We start from the raw sequence: 21,070 nt of genomic DNA, 5'->3' as shown, positions 1-21,070 counted from the left end.
TTATGGAGTTCCTATGAAAGTTCTCGTACCAATAAAAAGAGTAATTGATTACAACGTAAAAGCACGCGTTAAAAGTGATAACAGCGACGTTGATTTAACCAACGTTAAAATGGCAATGAACCCGTTTTGTGAGATTGCTATAGAAGAAGCAATTCGCCTTAAAGAAGCCGGTACCGCCACTGAGGTGGTTGCCGTAACTATTGGTCCAAAAGCATCACAAGAACAATTACGCACAGCATTAGCATTGGGCGCTGACAAAGCCATTCACATCGAAACCGATGAAAAGCTCGAGTCACTTCATATTGCAAAACTACTCGCTAAAATTGTAGAGCAAGAAACGCCTGAACTTGTCATTTTAGGTAAGCAGTCAATTGACTCAGATAATAATCAAACAGGTCAAATGCTAGCGGCTTTAACTAAACGTGGCCAAGGCACATTTGCATCCAAGGTTGTTATTGAAAATGGCAAAGTAAACGTAACACGCGAAGTTGATGGCGGGCTGCAAACGGTAGCACTTAATTTACCGGCAGTTGTTACAACTGATTTACGCTTAAATGAGCCTCGCTACGCATCACTGCCAAATATTATGAAAGCCAAACGTAAGCCGCTTGAAGTAATAGCAACAGATTCGCTTGGTGTTGATTTAACACCGCGTATGCAATTAATAAGTGTAGAAGAGCCAGCTAAACGCACCGCAGGAATTATTGTAGAAGACGTAGCGCAGCTTGTAGAAAAATTAAAAACAGAGGCAAAGGTGATTTAAATGAAAACACTCGTAATTGCAGAGCACGACAACGGTGCCTTAAAACCAGAAACCTCAAAAACTATTAACGCCGCAGTAAAAATGGGTTTTCCTATTGATGTACTAATTACAGGTAACAACTTAAGCGTAATGAGCTCACAAGTGGCCAGCATTGATGGCGTAGCTAATGTTTTGGTTGCCGATAATAGCGTTTATGAACATCAGTTAGCTGAGAGCATGAGCGATTTAGTTTTATCAATTAGCGACAACTACAGCCACATTGTTGCAAGTGCTACTACAACGGGCAAAAACTTTATGCCACGTGTTGCCGCACTATTAGATGTTGCGCAAATTTCTGAAATTATCGCAGTAGTGGACGCCGATACATTTAAACGTCCAATTTACGCAGGTAATGCAATCGCCACGGTTAAATCACTCGACAGTAAAAAAGTAATTACCGTACGTGCCAGTAGCTTTGATTTACAAGGTGAGCAATCAGCTGTTGCTATAACAAGCATTGATACAGTATCAGATTCACAATTAAGCAGCTTTGTAAGTGTTGAGCAAACCGAATCAGAACGCCCTGAGCTTACAGCAGCTAGTGTGGTCATATCGGGTGGTCGCGGTATGCAAAACGGCGAAAACTTTGCATTACTTAATGGTATTGCCGATAAACTAGGTGCAGCTATTGGTGCATCGCGTGCAGCAGTTGATGCAGGCTTTGTACCTAACGACATGCAAGTAGGGCAAACAGGTAAAATTGTAGCACCTAACTTATATATTGCTGTAGGTATCAGCGGTGCTATTCAGCATTTAGCCGGTATGAAAGACTCAAAAGTAATCGTCGCGATAAATAAAGACCCAGACGCACCTATTTTTCAGGTAGCTGACTACGGTTTAGTGGCTGATTTGTTTGAAGTACTGCCACAGTTAGAGAGTGCTTTATAGCCTTTAAATAAACAAACTTATTCTGGTTGAAAGCCGTGGTGCTCTTTGAGTGCTGCGGCTTTTTTATTCGGTAGATTAAAGACACAAAAAAACCAGCCAATTGGCCGGTTTTTAGTATTTATAAACATCTTACTAAATATTAGTAAGTTGCGCTGCCTTTAGTACGAGGGAAGGCAATAACGTCACGTACGTTGCCCATACCTGTTACATAAGCAACTAAGCGTTCAAAGCCTAAACCAAAGCCTGAATGTGGCACGCTACCGTATTTACGTAAATCGCGGTACCAGCTGTAATCCTCTTTGTTTAAGCCCATTTCTTCTAGGCGTGCATCAAGCACATCAAGGCGTTCTTCACGTTGTGAACCACCAATGATCTCACCAATACCTGGTGCTACAACGTCCATAGCGGCAACGGTTTTACCGTCTTCGTTTTGGCGCATGTAAAATGCTTTAATGTCACGAGGGTAGTTTTTAATAACTACCGGTGCTTTAAAGTGCTCTTCAGCTAAGTAACGCTCGTGCTCAGATTGTAAATCTACACCCCATTCAACAGCGTACTCAAACTTTTTGCCACAGTTTTTAAGGATTTCTACAGCGTCTGTGTAGTCAACTTGTGCAAAGTCTTTATCTACAAATTCTTCTAAACGCGTAATTGCGGTTTTTTCTACACGTTGTGCAAAAAATTCCATATCATCACGACGCTCTTCAAGTACGGCTTTAAACACATACTTAAGCATATTTTCAGCAAGTTTTGCGATGTCTTCTAAATCAGCAAATGCAACTTCTGGCTCTACCATCCAAAATTCTGCAAGGTGGCGAGATGTATTTGAATTCTCTGCACGGAATGTTGGGCCAAACGTGTAAATTTTTGACATTGCAGACGCGTAAGTTTCGCCATTTAACTGGCCAGATACAGTAAGGAATGCTTCTTTACCAAAGAAATCTTCGCTGTAATCAACTTCGCCTTTATCTGTAAGCGGTAAGTTTTGCATATCAAGCGTAGATACACGGAACATTTCGCCAGCGCCTTCACAGTCACTTGCTGTAATAATTGGCGTGCTGATCCAGTAAAAGCCTTGCTCGTGGTAAAAACGGTGAATAGCTTGTGCTAAACAGTTACGTACACGAGTTACCGCGCCAATCATATTTGTACGAGGGCGAAGGTGAGCGTGCTCACGTAAGTACTCAATGCTGTGGCGCTTTGCCGACATTGGGTATGAATCTGGGTTTTCTACCCAACCTAACACAGTCACTGAGTTAGCTTGAATTTCGTAAGATTGACCTTGGCCAGCAGATTGAACTAAAACACCAGTAACCGACACAGAACAACCGGCTGTTAAGCTAGTAACTTCATCATAATTATTCAGTGAATTAGGAACTACCGCTTGAATAGGATCAAAACACGAACCGTCATGAACGGCTAAAAATGAAATTCCTGCTTTTGAATCGCGGCGAGTACGGATCCAGCCCTTAATTGTTACTTGGCTGTCTACCGCAACATTGCCTTTTAATAGCTCTGAAATCGCTAAATGGCTCATCTTCACTCCAATGATATAAGTTGCCTAACTATTTTATTTTAACTGTGCGCAACACTCGGGCATAAATTGCACATAAACGGCGCTGCACTTGAACCCTGTATCTTACCTAGTAAAGTTAAATAAAAAAACTATTGTGGGCAACTCTTTAAAAGTTTTTATGCATGCGGTTTATTTTTAAACAGTTTTTAGAGTTTAATTGCCACTATTATGATTTGTTGCTCTGAAATTTAATGATTTTGTGGCATTATTAACATCCAAACTAAATTAATATTTATTCACCCTTAAAAAATCGATGCTATGAAACAAGTTTTTATTTTACGAGGACTACCAGGAAGTGGTAAGTCTTACTACGCGCAAAGCCTTGCTGACGAATTAGGTGGAGCCGACGAAAGTCAGTATCTAATTTGCTCAACTGATGATTACTTTAATAATGAGCAGGGCGAATATCATTTTGATAAATTTAAGTTACCACAATTTCATAATTTAAATTTGGCGCGCTTTATAAATGCACTTGCTCAAGGCATTCCATTGGTGATTGTAGATAACACCAATATTAAAAAGTGGGAATTTATAGCTTACTCTCAAGCTGCCGTTGCTTTAGGTTATCAAGTAAAAGAAGTGATAGTGGGTGAAGTAAAAGACAAAGCTATGCAGCACCTATACGCTAAACGAAACTCACATAATGTGCCGCTAAAAACTATAAGCAAAATGGCCTACATGTTTGAGTGGTAGTGCTTCGAGTTTAGTTAGTAACATACATAGCAATACCTATTAAAAAGCCCATATATGGGCTTTTTTGGTTTATGTAAGTTACAAGGTAATTAAGCTTTTTGTTTATAAACCGCTAATGGGTGCGAGGTACTTAGTGATACATGCACTTCGTCGCCAGGGTTTACCACAACTTCATGGCTTACTCGGCTAGTTACAACCGTAGAGCACGCAAGTTTTACAGCGCACAAGCGGCTGCCACCTTCAAAACGTACCCAAATTACTTCGCCGTTATTGCCAACACTGCTTTGTACAAGTAACACATCGTCTGGTCGAAGTAGTACATCAACGTCGCCACTTTCACAGTCAACGCCATGAGCGGGCGCATTACCAATTGAGGTAGTGGCTTGTCCTTGGCTAAATTGGCCGCTAATAAAGCTGGCTTCACCTAAAAAGCGTGCCACAAAGCGATTGTTTGGGGTACTAAAACAGCGCTCGGGTGAATCGATTTGCTGAATTTTGCCGTCTTTAAGCACACCAACGCGGTCGCCAACTGAAAGTGCTTCTTCTTGGTCGTGTGTTACCCAAATCGCCGGTACGCCAGCGGCTTTAAGTGCGTTTCTAATATCCCAACGAAGCATGTCTTTAAGGGCGGCATCTAAGTTTGAAAGCGGCTCATCAAGTAATACAAAGTCAGGTTGGTGGGCAAGGGTACGCGCAAGTGCAACGCGTTGCTTTTGTCCGCCAGAAAGCGTTGCTGGTTTTTTATCTCTAAAATCGCTCAACCCAAGTAGGTTTATCCAATACTCAGCAGGGGCTGTATCTTTTAATCTAAAGCAAATGTTTTGCTGTACGGTTAAGTGCGGAAATAACGCAAAATCTTGAAACACCATACCTACACTGCGTTTTTCAGGAGGTAGTGTTAATTTGGGAGTAGCGCGCCATTTCCCCGTGTTTATTTCGCCTTCGCTAATAGGTATAAGGCCAGCAAGGGCTTGTAAAATTGTACTTTTACCACAACCTGTTGGCCCTACGAGCATAAGGATTTCGTTTTCACCCAGCGAAAAGTTTAAATCGCTTACTACGCGGTTACTGCCATAATCTATAGACAACTGACTTACAGATAGCATTGTTTCTTAAATCCTTAATGTTCAAACTGGTTGCGTTTTTCGCCAGACATCATAATAGCTAACCCGCAGGCAGATATCACTACTAACAATAATCCAGGAATAGCGGCGCGACCAAAATAGCCCGCTTCGTATACACGCCATAAATAAGTAGAGAGGGTTTCAAACCCTGTAGGACCAAGTAATAGCGTGGCTTCTAGTTCGCGCATTGACTCTAAAAACACCAGTGCTGCACCGGCAATAATACCGCGCATAGTTAAAGGTAGTGTTATGCGAGTAAATACTTCACGTGGGCTTGCACCTAATACGCGCGCAGACTTCACTAAGCTTGGATCTAAGTGTTCAGTGCTTGTTCTAACAGAGCCTACAGCAAGTGGTAAAAATCGCAGCATGTAAGCAATAATAAGCAATCCCAGTGTTTGATATAAAAACGGCAACTGCAAACCACCGTAAACAAGCGCTGTGCCCATTACTATACCCGGAATACCAAAACCAAAGTAAGTAACACGCTCCATTATACGACCCGCTTTTCCACTCAGTGCAGCATGTGCAACGGGGATCGCAACGATAACGGCTACAATTGCCGCAATACCCGATGCATACGTAGAGTTCCATGCAATATTAAAATCAAATGAGCTAAAACCATCGCGAGCTAACCAAAGCGAAAATATAGCCAAAGGCAAGCCAATAGCGAGTAGTAAAACAGGTGCAAACGTAACAAACATCGCACTTAATTGTAATTTACTTGGAAATAAAATTAACGGGCGACCATGGCGCTCAGGTGCTGTTTTTATTTGTGATTCAACTAAAAGTAAAAAACCGACAATAACCATCAGTTGAAGCGAAAGCATTGCAGCGCGTCCTAACGCAAAGGCGTTGTATTCAACATAAATTACGCGAGTAAAGGTATCTAAGCGCATCATTGCGGGCGTACCAAAGTCAGATAACGTATAAAGCGCGACTAACAATGAGCCTGCTGCAATACCGTTAACTACGCGCGGTAATATCACTTTGAATATACTTTGCGTCATCGACATGCCCAGCGTACGCGCAGCGTTAACCATGCTTGCGTCAAGGCTTAGTAAGGATGAGCGAGTTGTCATCATTACAAACGGGAAGGTATAAAGCGTCATTACAATGGCGGCACCTGTTAGGCCATACATAGATGGTGTTTCTATTCCTGTTAAGGTGTTTATTTCGCCACCGGGGCCAAAAGCAGCATAGAGGGTAAATGCGCCAATATAACTGGGAATTGCCAGTGGGGCTGCAAATACAACCAGCCAGAGCTTTTTAAATGGTAAATGCACATACGCGCTAATAAACGCCAGTGGCACACCAATTAAAATAGATCCGAGTACCGTTAAACCCATTAACGATAACGTGTTACCTAAAATTTGAAGATTGTGGGTGTCAAACACTGAGCTTGCATCACTTGCAAGCACAATTAATACATAAACAGGGGTAAGCGCAACAAGCGCTGCAAGCAGCGCCATTGGATAAGAGGCAGGTATTTTCATTACAATACGCCGCTGCTTCGCATCAAATCTATAGTAGGGCGTAAATCAGCTAGCTGTGTTAAATCTACTTTAGGTGGAGAAATATTAGCAAGTGACGGTAAACCCTCAGGTTGGGTAATACCATTTACTAACGGAATTTCGTACGCTTCACTGGCTAAGTAACCTTGTACTTCTTTACTTAGTAAGTAACGCATAAAGTTAGTTGCAAGCGGATCGTCGTTAAGCGCTAATACACCCGATGCATTAACTAAACAGCCCGCATCATTTTGTGTAAATGCTAAATCTAGCTTGGCATCAGGCTTACCTGATTTTAAACGCAAAGTGTAATAGTGATTTGCAAAACCAATATCAACTTCACCGCGCTCAACGCCCATAACAACACCTAGCTCGCCGGCGTATGTTTTAGCACGTTTTTGAATCTTTTTAAGCCACTTAGCGGTTTTGTCATCGCCTTCTAAAATTCGCATTGCGGTTACAAACGATTGAAAAGAAGCGTAGGCGGGCGCCCAGCCAATACTTAAATCGCTGTCGGCAATTTCCATAATACTTGTTGGAATTTGATCTTTGGTCAAACGCGACGTGTTATATGGCAATGTACGAATACGGCCAGTTACTGGTGCCCACTCTTTATATCTAAATTGTGGTTGTAACTGAGCAGATAAATCACTTGGGATGGGTTGTGCAAGGCCAGCATCGGTTACTAAACCAATTGCGCCTGAATCAACTGCCCAAAATAAATCAGCGCGGCGAACGCCAGCTTTAGCTTCTGCAACAATGGTATTTGCTAAAGCAGCAGTAGGACCTCGGCGTATACCGAGTTTAAAGTCTGGATTTTTTTTCTGGATTGCTTGTAATACGTTTTCATACAAACCACCTTCGCCTCGGCCTAAATAAAGCGTTAACTCGCCTTTAAGCTTTGGTAAATCGTCAACAGAAACTGGGTTTGCTATATCAGCGGCTAGCGCACAAGAAAGAGGCAGTGGCAATGAGCCAACCACCCCTAACGCAGCTAGGCCTTGAATAAAGGTCCTACGCTTCACTTAAAATACATCCTTACGGGCTTTTTCGGCTTTTTCTATTAAAACCTTAGCGCGGTCTAATTTGGTTTGCATGTCACTGATCACATCGCGTACTTCGTCTACGCTTTTGCTGTTTTTAATGGCTTGTGGCAGTGTTACGTTAAAGTCTTTTTCCAGCACTTCAACTAGTTTTGCATCTTGTTCAATAAGTGTACCTTCAACGCCTTCAAACAGGTGCAGATAAGTATCGTGAACAATTTCAGTTGCTTCGTCTCGTAAACGCTCAGCAAATTTAGCTACTACACGGTCTAATTTGTGCTTAATTTCATCAATTGTGGCACTTTGTGTCATTTGAGTTGTAGCGGTTGCTTTTACAGTGTCTAACAAGCCTTTTTGCTGGAATTTTGCAGCAAGCTTAACAGCCCCAAGGCCTTGCCACAAGGCTATGTTCATCGCTTTTTGCTGTTTACGAACTTCCTCAGCAGGCTCTTTATTATCAATGGCCATTTTTACGCCATAAAGACCCTGCCAAATAGAAGCGTATACTGGTACAAAGTTAGTTTCTATTGCACTGTGAAACTTAACTGATTCCCAATATTCAATTAAATCATCAGTTTTTACAGATTTTGCGCCTTTAGTATCGTAGTCGCTTACCATGGTATCAACTTTGCCTACCATCCATTCTACTTCTTCTGCGTAACTTTTAAGGTTAGCTTGAAGATGATTAACATGCTCGCCAATAGGGCCGTTAGCTAATACTGGTTGAGCCATAAACGCCGAGGCTAGTAACAGGCTTGCACCTAAAGTTTTGGCTGGTTTAAATAGTAATTTCATAGCAAAGAAGTCCAAAAAGGTAATTGTAAATGATAGACATTATCATATAGCTAATGGTTAACGAGATCAATAACTACAAACTCGCTTAATAGATAAAAACACTAAATGTAGCGGTAGGTTACAGCAAATAGCGCTATAACCTGTATTCACTACCAGCTATTAAGCGTAATGCTTGCTTTTAATGGCATTGTAAATGGCATCACACAATGTTTTTATACTGGTGTCGTCACTTATATACGGTGGCATAAGGTAAATTAGTTTACCGAATGGACGTATCCATACACCTTGCTCTACAAAATAAGCTTGAATTTTAGCAACATCAACATTACCAGCAGTATCCTTTAGCTCAACAACACCTATTGCGCCTAAAATACGCACATTGGCAACCGCATCTAGTTCACTGCATTTATTAAGTTGTTGTAGTTGGGTGTTTATTTGCTTTATTCGATGTTGCCAGTTTTGCTCTAGTAATAAATCAATACTTGCACAGGCCGCAGCACAGGCAAGCGGGTTACCCATAAACGTAGGGCCGTGCATTAAAACGCCTGCTTCACCTTCGCTTATGCCAATGGCTATTTTATCGCTAGTGATAGTGGCCGATAGCGTCATTGAGCCGCCAGTTAATGCTTTACCAATACACATTATATCGGGCTCTATATTGGCGTGCTCTACAGCAAATAATTTACCTGTACGGCCAAAGCCTGTGGCAATTTCGTCGCAAATTAGCAGTACATTATATTGGGTGCACAATTTACGTACGCAGGCTAAATAATCAGGGTGATAAAAGTTCATACCCCCCGCGTTTTGTACAATAGGCTCAATGATAAAGGCGGCTACTTGGTTGTGGTTTGCTTTAAAATATTCTTCAAGCTCTTGGGCTTCAGTTTGGTTAAACTCGCCCCCAAATTGACTAACCGGTGCAGGTACAAAAACGTGTTCAGGTAAAAAGCCGCTATACAAACTATGCATTGAGTTAACGGGGTCGCATACGCTCATGGCTGCAAAGGTGTCGCCATGGTAGCCCTTGTAAGGCGTCATTAGTTTTTGTTTTGTTGTAATGCCTTGGCTTAACCAATATTGCAGCGCCATTTTAATTGCTACTTCAACACTTACTGAGCCGCTGTCGGCTAAAAACACTTTAGTTAAACTAGGCGGCGTTATATTTACTATTTTTTTGCAAAGCTCTACCGCGCTGTTATGCGTAATACCGCCAAACATAATGTGGCTCATATTATTAATTTGCTCAATCATGGCGTTATTTATAACAGGGTGATTATAGCCATGTATTGCGCTCCACCACGAGGCCATGCCATCGATTAATTGCTCACCAGTTTCGAGGTGAATAATATTGTGATTAGCATGTGTAACAGGGTATACCGGAATTGGCTTAGTCATAGACGTATATGGGTGCCAAATGTGCTCACGATCAAAATCAAGGTCAATCGTATTCTTTTTAATCATATGTAAACTTTAACTTGGTGGGTTTCGTTGACAATGGTACTTCAACTCGTAGACTAAGCCAATATCACCGTTATGAAAAAAAATAAGAGAGTATTATGGAACTTGCACCTGTTCGTCACGATTGGACCCACGCTGAGGTTAAAGCATTATTTGAAATGCCATTTAACGATTTACTGTTTAAAGCCGCATCGGTTCACCGTGCTAACTTCAACCCAAATGAAGTGCAAATTTCTACGTTGTTATCAATTAAAACAGGCGCTTGCCCAGAAGATTGCAAGTACTGCCCGCAGTCGGGCCATTACAGAACTGATTTAGAGCGCGAGCGCTTAATAGAAGTAGAAAAAGTAGTAGAGCAAGCACGCCTTGCAAAACAAAAAGGCGCTACCCGTTTTTGTATGGGCGCTGCATGGTCAGATCCAAAAGACAGAGACATGCCATACATTTCGCAAATGGTTAAAGAAGTAAAAGAGCTAGGGCTAGAAACCTGTATGACGCTGGGTAAACTCACAAACGAAAAAGCCCATGAGCTTAGAGATGCAGGGCTTGATTACTATAATCATAACCTTGACACGTCACCTGAGTATTACGAGCAAATTATATCAACTCGTACTTTTCAAGATAGATTAAATACCATTGACCACGTACGCGATGCCGGTATGAAAGTATGCTCAGGCGGAATAGTGGGTATGGGCGAGCAAGCAAGCGACCGCTTTGGACTACTTATGCAACTAGCTAATTTGCCACAACAGCCAGAAAGCGTGCCTATTAATATGTTAGTTAAAGTTAAAGGTACACCGCTTGAAAACGTAGACGATTTAGATCACTTTGAATTTATACGTACCATAGCAACAGCACGTATTATGATGCCACACAGTTATGTACGTTTATCGGCAGGGCGCAACGCCATGAACGAGCAAATGCAATCGATGTGCTTTTTTGCAGGCGCTAACTCAATATTTTATGGTGATAAACTACTTACCACCGAAAACCCAGACGCTGATGCCGATATGAACCTAATTAAAAAACTAGGCATGAACCCAGAAAAACGTCACGACTATTCAGACGAAGCAGTAGAAGCCTCGCTTTCATCGCAAGTAGCCGACAAAGCAACCTCTGAATTGTTTTACGAAGCGTAGGCTTATATCAATGCCTTTTGATTTTATAAATACGCATCTGCAGGCTCGCCTGCAAGATGCGTTACTTCGTAAACGCCACGTAGTACAACATGCAACAGCGCGCACCATAACGGTTAATAATAAAACCTATCTTAATTTTGCCAGTAACGATTACTTAGGTTTTGGTGATGTGGCTGTTAACCTTAATGACTCCCACGCATTAGGCAGTCACAGCTCAGCATTGGTTACGGGTTATCAGGCTCAGCAAAAAGCGCTTGAACAATACTTATGTGAGCAATTTGGTTATGGCGCAGCAATGCTATTTAACTCAGGGTTTAGCGCTAATAGCAGCGTAATTAAAGCATTGTTTCAAGATAAAGCGGCTGCACAAAACAGCGCTATTTTTCAAGATAAGTTAAATCATGCAAGTTTGATTGACGGGGCTATGCACTCAAACGCGGCATTAGTGCGTTTTAATCACAACGACATGAATCACTTACGTTCACGGCTCGAAAAATCAAAAGCGCAAAACAAGCTAATTATAAGCGAAGGTGTGTTTTCGATGGATGGCGATACCGCGCCTCTTAAAGAATTACTCGCACTTGCAAAACAGCACAACGCATGGCTAATGATTGACGACGCACACGGCTTTGGTGCATTAGGTAAAACCGGTTTGGGTAGTTGCGAAGCGTTTATTACTCAAACGCTGCCAGATATATTAGTCATTACCTTTGGTAAAGCAGTGGCTAGTAGTGGCGCGTGTGTATTGGGCAGTAAACAGTTTATTGATTACATGCTGCAATTTAATCGCGATTACACGTATTCAACCGCTATGTCGCCGCTTATGGCAAGCCACACACTTGCGCGTATTAAAAGCATAAAAACAGCTGATGATAAACGCGATAAGCTAAATGCCAATATTGCATTATTTAAGCAACTCGCTAAAAGCCATAATATTGCTGTAATGGAGTCAAACACAGCCATACAACCCATTGTATTAGGCTGCGCTGAGCAAACGTTGCAAGCGGCAGATAAACTTAAACAACAGGGTATTTGGCTCACTGCAATTAGACCGCCCACAGTTGCACATAACACCTCACGTTTGCGCATTACTTTAACCGCTGCACATACCGAGCAAGACATAACGTACTTAGTTAAGCATTTAGTAGGTGCAATAGCATGACTGCTCAGCCAGTATTAAAAACAGACCTAGTGCAAACACAACTTGTAAAACCGTGCCTAGTAAGTAGCGATTCAAATAAAGAATTAAATAAGGAGCCAAATCGAGAGCTAAACAAGGAGCTTAAAAAGTCTACACAAAGTAAGTTCTCAAAGGCGGCGGCGAGTTATAACACCCATGCAAATGTACAAAAACATGCTGCGAGCGATCTATTTTCACTCATAAAACCAGGCTCTAATAAAAATAAGCTTTGTGTTGATTTAGGCGCAGGGCCGCTTGTTAATACACTTACCTTACAAAGCGTATTTGAAAGCGTTGTGGCAATGGATTTGAGCTTAAACATGTTGCAAAGTAGTGATTTAACCACACATAAAATATGCGCCGATATGGATAACTTACCGCTACAAGCAAACAGTGTTGATGTAATTTACAGTAATTTTGCAGTGCAGTGGTCTGCTAATTTTTCGGCTTTAATGCAGTCACTTTACAACATATTAAAACCAGGCGGGCAGGCGTACATAAGCACTGTGGTAGAGGGCTCACTTAACGAAATAAAAACAGCCTTTGCAGCGCTTGATTCTAACAGCCACATAAATACCTTTAATAGTGAACTGTATATAAACCAATCAGTCCAAAATGCAGGCTTTACTATTAATAGTGCTAAAAAACGTATTTACACCGATGAATACACAACACCTTTAAAAGCTATTGCTTCAATTAAGGCTATTGGCGCTACCACGCAAAATCATACCAATACGCGCCAAGGGTTACTTACTAAATCGGCGCTACAAAAAGTATGCAGTGCGTATCCGCTTATAAATAACAAAGCATGTGTGTCTTATCATGTGGTGCTGTTATCATTACAAAAACACTAAATAAGCCCAAAGACATTAAAGGCAACGCATGAAAGAATTTTTTATAACAGGCACCGACACCGATGCCGGAAAAACCCACGTTACCAGTTTGCTACTAAAGTTACTTGCCCAACACAAAAAACAAGCCATTGGTTTTAAGCCTCTTGCTGCTGGCTGCGAAATGGCGTTCGATCAACTAGTAAACGCCGATGCCCTTATACTAATGGAGAGCGGAACAGTGAGCGCTAAATACGACGTAGTAAATCCGTTTGCGTTTGCACCGCCTATTGCGCCGCACATAGCCGCTGAGAAAGTTGGAGTGAGTATTACTGTAGATAAACTAAGTGATGCTTATAAAAACGTAAAACAACAGGGCGCTGACATTATACTTACCGAAGGTGCTGGTGGTTGGGCATTACCTATTAATAAAAACGATTATTTATACGACTGGGTTAAAGCAGAGCAACTGCCGGTAATACTTGTTGTTGGTATGAAGCTAGGTTGCTTAAATCATGCGTTACTAACCGCTGCGCATATGCAAAGTATGGGTATAAACTGCGTTGGCTGGATTGCAAACCAAGTCGATAAAAATATGGACGAATACCAAGCAAACCTTGATTCACTCAAAGCACGCTTACCGTTCCCAATACTTGCCATAAGCCCATACAGCGAGCAAACTCCTAAGTTACAAATATACAAAAGCTTGCTTAGTGCGTTATCTATAAACACTTAAGTGGTTTTAAAAAAGTTACTTTTTAGGTAAATCTTGAAATAGTCAGCCTTAGTACACATATAAACATTTATAAATACATAGCTTGCTTAAAGACAATGTTACTAAGGACATAACGACTATATGACGCACCCATTTATTGAAAACTACGCCCCAGATGCGCACGTAAGCGCTGAGCCAAAAGCACTAAACTATGGCTTACCTAAAAAACGCGTAGGTATAATAGGTGGAGGCACAGCTGGCGCCACAATAGCCATTAGACTTGCTGCGTTAGGACTAGAGACTTATGTACTTGAAAAGAAAAAGTCGTTAATAGATGGCCCACCAATGTGCCATTTGCATGCAGGTGGCAACTTATATCGTGAAATACCCGACGAAGACTGCATAGATTTACTCAAGCAATGTATAGATATTGCGCGCCTTTATCCTCACACCATAGATGTTCGCCCCACAGTATTTGCAGTGCCTAAGCGCGATGACGACTCACCCGAGGATTTATTTCCGCGTTTAAATAAATTAGTAAAAGCCTACAGCGAGCTTGTTGAGCAAGACAGCGCTAACAAAGTGTTAGGCGAGCCAGAGCATTATTATCAGTTATATAGTTATGAGCAAATGCTAAAGCTTGCTAAGCAAAAACAAGTAGCCAAGCCCACGTCGTTAGATGAGTGGATGATACCCGTTGCTAAGCATTTAGATTTAGATAAGCTAAAGTTTCCGCTTATTGTTGCACAAGAATATGGCTGGAATATATTTCGTTTATCGGCCAGTGCACAACTCGCCCTTGCACAGTACAAACACGCTCATGTTTTAACAAGCACCAGTGTTAAAAACGTATCGCCAGTTATAAATACCAATAATGATAAGCAAACACTTAAATGGCACATTGAATACCAATCAGAGCCAAGCCTTGATGAACAACCTGATACTCAAACCGATACACAAGTCGATACACAAACGATTGAGGTAGATTACCTTATTAATGCGTGTGGTTTTCAAACCGGTATTGTTGACGACCTGGTTGGGGTAGATGTAAAACGCATGGTCGAATTTAAAGCCTCTTACATTACTCATTGGCAAGGTGCTGGTGGGCAAATACCCGAAATTATTATTTATGGTAACCGTGGCACGCCAGAGGGCATGGCGCAGCTAACCCCTTACCCTAACGGGTATTTTCAAATACATGGCATGACTAACAACATTACATTGTTTAACGATGGCTTAGCTGATGCAACGTCAATGAGCGCACAGCCTAAACTTCCCAATAAATACCTGCATTATATTAAAGGTGGCTGGGATGAAGCAGCATTGCAAACACGTACCCAAACAGCAATTGATTATGTAGCCGAGTTTGTCCCTGCATTTAAAACTGCTAGCACACAAAATAATGCCTTGTATGGCGGGCAACAAATCCCAGGTGATGACGACACTTTGCGCGTAGCCGATGTAAGTTTATATTCGCATATTAGCTACGCACGGGCCGAAAATGTAAAAGCATCGTCAACGTTAATAGCGGCAGATCAAATAGTGGGTGAGTTTATAAAATTAGGCATAATAAGTAGCGATCCTGCTGTAAATCATCACCGCAGTACCCACCAATGGTCGTACCTTAAACATAATAGTGGCGAAAAAATTGACGAAGTTGCACGCATATTGGCACACGAGCGTGGTTTTCCGATTGATATGGCAGAACTTAATAACAGCTTGTAATAAGCTGATCAATAAAGAAACTTTAGTCTTAAATTTGCTGTAAAACCCTTCTTAAAAAAATTATCAATAAACACATAAATAACACTTGTGTTATGACATAGTTTGTCACAAAATAGCGCTAACGCTATGACATAGTGTGTCATGGCGCAGTGATTGCTTTAACCTAATTTAATTTTATGTTCGGTGATCAAACCTATTTTTGTGAGGACAATATGAAACGTATATTTTTGTTTTTATTAACTAACCTAGCGGTTATGTTGGTATTAGGTGTAGTGCTTTCAATAATAATGAGTGCGCTGGGCTTAAGCCATCGTAGCCTTGGCGGAATTTTACTTATAGCCACAGTATTTGGTTTTGGTGGATCGTTTATTTCGTTATTTATGTCGAAATGGATCGCTAAAAAATCAACAGGCGCGCACGTAATTACGCAGCCTCGAAACGAAACCGAACATTGGCTTGTACAAACGGTATCTGCGCAAGCACAAAAAGCAGGTATCAAAATGCCAGAAGTGGCTATTTACGACAGCCCAGAAATGAACGCGTTTGCAACGGGCCCAAGTAAAAACAACTCGTTAGTGGCAGTAAGCACAGGCTTAATGCACAACATGACCAAAGATCAGGCCGAAGCCGTACTTGCCCACGAAGTTTCGCACGTGGCTAACGGCGACATGGTAACGCTTACGCTAATACAAGGCGTGGTAAATACCTTTGTAATATTTGCCGCAAAAGTACTGGCAGGCATTGTAGATAACTTTATTAATAGCGATGAAGAAGAGGGCGGTAGTAGCTGGACATACTTCTTATTCGATATGTTATTCCAAGTATTATTTGGCGTGCTAGCAAGCATAGTGGTTGCAAGTTACAGCCGTAAACGTGAATTTGCAGCCGACAGCGGCGCAGCAAAACTAGTTGGTGCTGATAAAATGCGTTCCGCCCTTGAGCGATTAAAGCAAAACCATCCTTCGCAATTAGAAGGCTCAATGATGGCTTTTGGTATTGCAAGTGGCAAAGGCGTTGCTGAGTTGTTTTCATCGCACCCACCGCTTGATGCGCGAATAGACGCACTACGTAAGTAACTATGTAAGTTAGTAAATATTCTAAGCCAGCTTAACTGCTGGCTTTTTTATGTTTACGTTAAAATGCTAAAATCGCACACACTGTATTTATATACAGTGTGTTATGTTGCATTATAAAATCGTTACTTTTTTAAGCTATATGTGTTTACGGGGTTACTAGGTACGAGTAAACTAAAATACCTTAAAGTCAGCAATGCAGCTGGTTTTAATACTTAACATTTAATACTTAACAAGGACGGTTATTGTAGTGGAAAAGGTGCAACACACTAAAGAATGCATTATGTGCTTTAGCGCTATAGATTCACGGGCTAAAAAATGCCCGCAATGCACCTCACTTCAAGCTAAATATTCTAACTTAGAAAACAATCCCATTATTATTGGTGCATTAGCACTTAGTATTGTTGGTATTTTTGGGTTTATTTTTTATCAAAATATTTATGTAGCAGGGCTTGAAGACCAAGCACAAAAAAACTTAATCGCTAATGTAAGCCAAATTCATACTAAAAATGAAAACGATGCATTGTATGTTGCATGCATAGGGCAGGTAAAAAACGTATCAAACTTCACCTTTAAAAATATAAAGTTTAAGGTCGATTTTTTAACAGATCAAAACGCACTAGTCGATACGCTATCAATAACCGACGAAGACCTAATTATACTTCCTAATGACTCAACAAACTTTAGAGTAAGAGGTATTGCGCAAAAACAAGCGGCCAGTTATAACAATTGCCAAGTAACAATAACCGATGCCTGGGCTTATAAATAAGTTATTTGTAGTTATTTAAAGCTATTTAAAGTATCAAATTAGTGAGTAAAAATAATTAAGAAAACCAACTCTAAGCTGGTTTTCTAATATAAACAGTGATTACTGAGAAAGAATAATTTCAGTAATACCTTCGGCAGATAGTATTTCAATCCAGTAGCCGTCTGGGTCTTTAATAAATGCTAAGCCTTTCATTGAGCCATCATCTGGTTTTTTAACAAACTCAACATCGTATTTTGCAAAGCGCTCACAGGCTTCGTAAACATCCGGTACGCTAATACCAATATGCCCAAAGCCTTTAGGTTCTTGGTTACCACTGTGGTATCCCTCAAAGCTGTCGTCGTTTTCAGTGCCCCAGTTATGGGTAAGCTCAATTAGCGCAGGGCGACGAAACACCCATTCAGCTTTAGTTTTATCATCACCTTGTGGCAATTCTTGCTCGTAGCCTAAAAAGTAAAGCGTAAACTTCATACCAGGAAAATCATACTTACCTAACAGCTTCATACCTAATACATTTTGGTAAAATTCGAGCGACGGCTTTGGATCTTTAATACGTAACATAGTTTGTTGCATAACAAAGCCCTGAGTGGCCTGTTCAACTTGTTCTGGAGATTCGTTATAGTTAGACATGGTGATCCTTTCAAAAATGATAAAGCGAAAATAAAGATATAATGCTTAAACCATCATAATCAACCGTAGTTTAAATTTAAACTGTCTAGGTCAAATCATATAATAAAAACAAGGAATTTTATGGCTATAACTATAACCACAGGCACCATTGATGATGTAACCGCAGTGAGTGAATATATCCCTGAACTACTAACAGCCATTGATAGTGACACTTTACGTAACCGTTTAGAAAACAAAAAAACATTGATATTAGTAGCACATAAAGAAGATACATTAGTTGGTTTTAAAATTGGCTATGAGCTATCTAATACACAATTTTATAGTTGGCTTGGTGGAGTGCATTTTAACTATCGTAGATTAGGTCTTGCTAAAAAATTACTTGTCCAACAAGAAAAGTGGGCTTATGAACAAGGTTTTACCAATATACACGTAAAATCGATGAACCGGTTTCCTCAAATGCTAACTATGCTAATCACAAATGGTTATCACGTTTGTGGCTATGTTGATAAACAAAGCACAGAGCTAAGTAAAATTAAGTTTGTAAAACAACTAACAAAGTAAATGCAGGCACTTTATTCATCGTTATTTAACTTAGCGCCATGTAGGGTTATAAGCAAAAGCTAATTGCCACCTTTAATAGCAAGGAACCACTATGTTTTATGATGATATTCAGGGATTATTACGTGTACTTACAATAGGTGTACTGGGTTATATTGCACTGGTGTTTTGGCTGCGTATATCGGGTAAACGTACGCTTTCAAAGTGGAACGTGTTCGACTTTATAGTCACCATTGCGCTGGGCTCTATATTGGCGTCTGTTATTATTTCAAAAAGTGTTCCGCTGTTTGAGGGCATACTTGCCTTTGTAGTATTAATAGGGCTGCAATATATTATTACGTGGCTTAGTGTGCGCTCGTCAAAATTTGCAGCGCTTATAAAAGCAGAACCCACGCTTTTAATGAGTGATGGTGAATACTGCACGGCTGCACTTAAATCGCAGCGGGTAACTAAATCAGAAATTCGCGCCGCTATTCGTGGCGCTGGTATACTAGCCATAGAAGATGTAGCCGCCGTAGTGTTAGAAACCGATGGCAGTTTTAGCGTACTTAAGCAAAATAACAGCGGGTTAAAAACCGCGTTAAGTGATGTAAGCGGGCATTAAATTAATACGCTAATAGTTATATTAACTAAGGCAGGTATATTACCTGCCTTATTTTGTATTAAAGCTTATTTTTATTTAGCGTGCTGCTCTAATAAACTAAAGGTAGGTAAGCGCCACTTAAAGCGTATTGACGCCATACGTATTAAGTAGCCTGCAACAAGGCTTACAATAATGCTTATGTTGTCGTCAATATTGTAATGATGTAGCGCTAAGTATAAACAGGCAACAAGTAACGATACACTCGCGTATAGCTCGTTATGTAATACAAGCGGCGCTTGGCGACATATTAAATCACGCAGTAAGCCACCAAATACGCCAGTAACAACGGCGGCCACTACACAAATACCGTAATGCAGCCCCATATTTAGCCCCACTTGGCAGCCAATAATGCTAAAAGCAGCTAAACCCAGGGCGTCTAGGCGCATAAATATGCCTTTAAATTTAACTACCCATTTAGCCAGCCACGTAGTGACAATACCGGCAATACAGGTAATTAATAAATACTCTGGGTGTTGTACCCACGTAAGCGGGTAATTGCCTAGTAATATATCTCGAACGCTACCACCGCCAATTGCCGTGGCGCTTGCTACTAGCACTACGCCAAACCAATCCATTTTCATTCGTCCTGCGCTAAGTGCGCCGGTCATGGCTTCTGCGGTAATACCAATAATATAAACAATCGTTAATAGCATGAGATAATCACTTAAAATACGTGCGTAAAAATAAGGTGTGGATTGTATAGATAAATTAAGTAAATAACGAATGAAAAATCGTACTAAAAAAGGTTAATTTAGATAGAAATAACTAATGACAAAACCGAGTGTAAACAAGCTGTTAAGTTGGTAGGTGAGTGCGTAATGGTTGATGTGAATTAAAGGACATTTGGCCGCAAATTATAAATAAAACAGGTCAGGTTTAGTTGTTTTTAGCACGTTTATTTTTAGCTTAATTTAATAACTTAGTTTAATAATTTTGTTTAGTAGTTAAAGCGTAAAAATTAACGCAATATGAATATTTGGTTGCATCGCCTTAATTTAGGAACGTATACTAACATTAGTTAACTAAATGGAATTTGCGTAAAACGCAGCTTAAGCATAATAGGCGGGTACATGCACAAAGGATTGTTAAAGTCGTGGAAAACCGACAAAGGTTTTGGTTTTATTAAATCAGACACCCTAGAACACGACACCTTTATACACATTTCAGCGCTCAAACACATGAGCCGCAAGCCTAAAGTGGGCGACACCATTTATTTTGAAGTCGCAACCCAGCCCGACGGTAAAACCAAAGCAATAAACTGCCGCATAGAAGGCGTTGCAGAGCTTAAAGCCCCTTACCAAAAACACAATAACCAGCCACACCGTATCGCAAAATCTAATTTTGCCAGTAGCTTTTTAGGCAAAGTTGCTTCAATTAGCATTATCGCTGTGCTTGGCTTTGTCGCAGTAAATAAATACAACCATTATCAAAGTAACGAGCAATTTAATAACCACACACCTGTTATTACTAACGCCGATTTAGCCACCTTTGATGAACAATACCCAAAAACCGTGATTCCAAAAAACACACAAAACTTTACCTGTGACGGCAGGCAGCATTGTAGCCAAATGAATTCGCGAGCCGAAGCTGTATTTTTTATTAATAACTGCCCGAATACAAAAATGGATGGCGATAGAGATGGTGACCCTTGTGAGAGGGATACAAGGTTTCAAAATGAGTGGTAATTTTAGAAATCGATTAGTCAAAGGTTAAGTTTAAAATAGGTTTTACTGTGTGCTGTATATAAATACAGTGTTGTGCAATTTGTCCCATAACATTATTAAAATGGGTTATAGGGTTAAATGATAAAGGCTACTGAATGGCAATTGTTATTGTCTAATTATAAACGAGTTGTTTGGTGTAATTATCGAACAACGTAATATGCCGTTTTGGGGGTTATAAACCCCCAAAGTGCTTTTTA

Annotated in this window: 21 protein-coding genes; 13 read left to right on the top strand and 8 right to left on the bottom strand. The window is 40.6% G+C overall.

The features are described from left to right. The first annotated feature begins 13 nt into the window (after nt 1-13). The gene (locus ABX891_RS10025; RefSeq protein WP_354629397.1) at nt 14-763 is read left to right on the top strand and encodes an electron transfer flavoprotein subunit beta/FixA family protein; all 750 of its coding nucleotides are present in this window, start codon (nt 14-16) and stop codon (nt 761-763) included. Next, the gene (locus ABX891_RS10020) at nt 764-1,690 is read left to right on the top strand and encodes an electron transfer flavoprotein subunit alpha/FixB family protein (RefSeq protein ID WP_354629396.1); all 927 of its coding nucleotides are present in this window, start codon (nt 764-766) and stop codon (nt 1,688-1,690) included. 139 nt (nt 1,691-1,829) lie between these two features. On the opposite strand, the gene asnS is transcribed toward ABX891_RS10020, so the two are convergent. After that, the gene (gene asnS / locus ABX891_RS10015) at nt 1,830-3,227 is read right to left on the bottom strand and encodes an asparagine--tRNA ligase (RefSeq protein ID WP_024596826.1); all 1,398 of its coding nucleotides are present in this window, start codon (nt 3,225-3,227) and stop codon (nt 1,830-1,832) included. A gap of 297 nt (nt 3,228-3,524) precedes the next feature. On the opposite strand from asnS, the gene ABX891_RS10010 reads away from it, so the two are divergent. Next, nucleotides 3,525-3,959 (top strand): ATP-binding protein, encoded by a 435-nt coding sequence (locus ABX891_RS10010; RefSeq protein WP_002961231.1) that lies wholly within the window; start codon nt 3,525-3,527, stop codon nt 3,957-3,959. Between the two features lie 89 nt (nt 3,960-4,048). Here ABX891_RS10010 and ABX891_RS10005 read toward each other — a convergent pair whose 3' ends face one another. From ABX891_RS10005 to bioA, 5 genes are all read right to left on the bottom strand, one after another. Next, on the bottom strand, nt 4,049-5,065 hold the full coding sequence (locus tag ABX891_RS10005) for an ABC transporter ATP-binding protein (RefSeq protein ID WP_165744419.1): 1,017 nt from the start codon (nt 5,063-5,065) through the stop codon (nt 4,049-4,051). Between the two features lie 14 nt (nt 5,066-5,079). Next, nucleotides 5,080-6,579 (bottom strand): ABC transporter permease, encoded by a 1,500-nt coding sequence (locus tag ABX891_RS10000; protein ID WP_002961234.1) that lies wholly within the window; start codon nt 6,577-6,579, stop codon nt 5,080-5,082. Then, the gene (locus ABX891_RS09995) at nt 6,579-7,619 is read right to left on the bottom strand and encodes an extracellular solute-binding protein (protein ID WP_002961235.1); all 1,041 of its coding nucleotides are present in this window, start codon (nt 7,617-7,619) and stop codon (nt 6,579-6,581) included. The genes ABX891_RS10000 and ABX891_RS09995 overlap by 1 nt, the downstream gene beginning before the upstream one ends. Then, a complete protein-coding gene (locus ABX891_RS09990) occupies nt 7,620-8,432 on the bottom strand; it encodes a hypothetical protein (RefSeq protein WP_002961238.1) in 813 nt (270 codons plus the stop codon). It abuts the gene before it with no gap. A 159-nt stretch (nt 8,433-8,591) separates the two neighbouring features. Then, nucleotides 8,592-9,893: an adenosylmethionine--8-amino-7-oxononanoate transaminase gene (gene bioA, locus ABX891_RS09985; protein ID WP_002961240.1), complete on the bottom strand. Its 1,302-nt coding sequence runs from the start codon at nt 9,891-9,893 to the stop codon at nt 8,592-8,594. A 95-nt stretch (nt 9,894-9,988) separates the two neighbouring features. Here bioA and bioB point away from each other — a divergent pair, with 95 nt between their 5' ends. The 7 genes from bioB (at nt 9,989) to ABX891_RS09950 (ending at nt 17,321) form a co-directional block, all read left to right on the top strand. After that, nucleotides 9,989-11,029: a biotin synthase BioB gene (gene bioB / locus ABX891_RS09980; RefSeq protein ID WP_002961242.1), complete on the top strand. Its 1,041-nt coding sequence runs from the start codon at nt 9,989-9,991 to the stop codon at nt 11,027-11,029. Between the two features lie 10 nt (nt 11,030-11,039). Then, complete coding sequence (locus ABX891_RS09975) at nt 11,040-12,191, top strand: aminotransferase class I/II-fold pyridoxal phosphate-dependent enzyme (protein WP_002961243.1); 1,152 nt, start codon at nt 11,040-11,042, stop codon at nt 12,189-12,191. After that, nucleotides 12,188-13,063, top strand: coding sequence for a methyltransferase domain-containing protein (locus ABX891_RS09970; RefSeq protein WP_002961245.1), 876 nt, complete (start codon nt 12,188-12,190; stop codon nt 13,061-13,063). The genes ABX891_RS09975 and ABX891_RS09970 overlap by 4 nt, the downstream gene beginning before the upstream one ends. 28 nt (nt 13,064-13,091) lie before the next feature. Beyond that, nucleotides 13,092-13,775, top strand: coding sequence for a dethiobiotin synthase (bioD, locus tag ABX891_RS09965; protein ID WP_002961246.1), 684 nt, complete (start codon nt 13,092-13,094; stop codon nt 13,773-13,775). Nucleotides 13,776-13,895: 120 nt separating this feature from the next. Next, nucleotides 13,896-15,479, top strand: coding sequence for an FAD-dependent oxidoreductase (locus ABX891_RS09960; RefSeq protein ID WP_354629395.1), 1,584 nt, complete (start codon nt 13,896-13,898; stop codon nt 15,477-15,479). Between the two features lie 212 nt (nt 15,480-15,691). Then, nucleotides 15,692-16,555, top strand: coding sequence for a protease HtpX (gene htpX, locus ABX891_RS09955; protein ID WP_002961248.1), 864 nt, complete (start codon nt 15,692-15,694; stop codon nt 16,553-16,555). A gap of 247 nt (nt 16,556-16,802) precedes the next feature. Next, the gene (locus ABX891_RS09950) at nt 16,803-17,321 is read left to right on the top strand and encodes a hypothetical protein (protein ID WP_100218352.1); all 519 of its coding nucleotides are present in this window, start codon (nt 16,803-16,805) and stop codon (nt 17,319-17,321) included. Between the two features lie 99 nt (nt 17,322-17,420). Here ABX891_RS09950 and gloA read toward each other — a convergent pair whose 3' ends face one another. Beyond that, nucleotides 17,421-17,948 carry a lactoylglutathione lyase gene (gloA, locus tag ABX891_RS09945; RefSeq protein ID WP_002961250.1) on the bottom strand — a complete coding sequence of 176 codons (528 nt, stop codon included), beginning with the start codon at nt 17,946-17,948 and terminating at the stop codon, nt 17,421-17,423. Between the two features lie 120 nt (nt 17,949-18,068). Here gloA and ABX891_RS09940 point away from each other — a divergent pair, with 120 nt between their 5' ends. Beyond that, nucleotides 18,069-18,509 (top strand): GNAT family N-acetyltransferase, encoded by a 441-nt coding sequence (locus ABX891_RS09940; protein WP_002961251.1) that lies wholly within the window; start codon nt 18,069-18,071, stop codon nt 18,507-18,509. Between the two features lie 91 nt (nt 18,510-18,600). Beyond that, a complete protein-coding gene (locus ABX891_RS09935) occupies nt 18,601-19,110 on the top strand; it encodes a DUF421 domain-containing protein (protein WP_002961252.1) in 510 nt (169 codons plus the stop codon). Between the two features lie 71 nt (nt 19,111-19,181). Here the strand turns inward: ABX891_RS09935 and ABX891_RS09930 are convergent, their stop codons facing one another. Then, nucleotides 19,182-19,802: a trimeric intracellular cation channel family protein gene (locus tag ABX891_RS09930; protein WP_002961255.1), complete on the bottom strand. Its 621-nt coding sequence runs from the start codon at nt 19,800-19,802 to the stop codon at nt 19,182-19,184. Nucleotides 19,803-20,219: 417 nt separating this feature from the next. Between ABX891_RS09930 and ABX891_RS09925 the strand changes: the two genes are divergently transcribed. After that, a complete protein-coding gene (locus tag ABX891_RS09925; protein WP_354629394.1) occupies nt 20,220-20,834 on the top strand; it encodes a cold shock domain-containing protein in 615 nt (204 codons plus the stop codon). Nucleotides 20,835-21,070 lie beyond the last annotated feature (236 nt).

This window comes from Pseudoalteromonas sp. NCIMB 1079 (assembly GCF_040567695.1).
Lineage (GTDB): Bacteria > Pseudomonadota > Gammaproteobacteria > Enterobacterales > Alteromonadaceae > Pseudoalteromonas > Pseudoalteromonas distincta.
The sequence above is the reverse complement of the archived record's forward strand: the minus strand, read 5'-3'. Positions and strand labels throughout refer to the sequence as shown.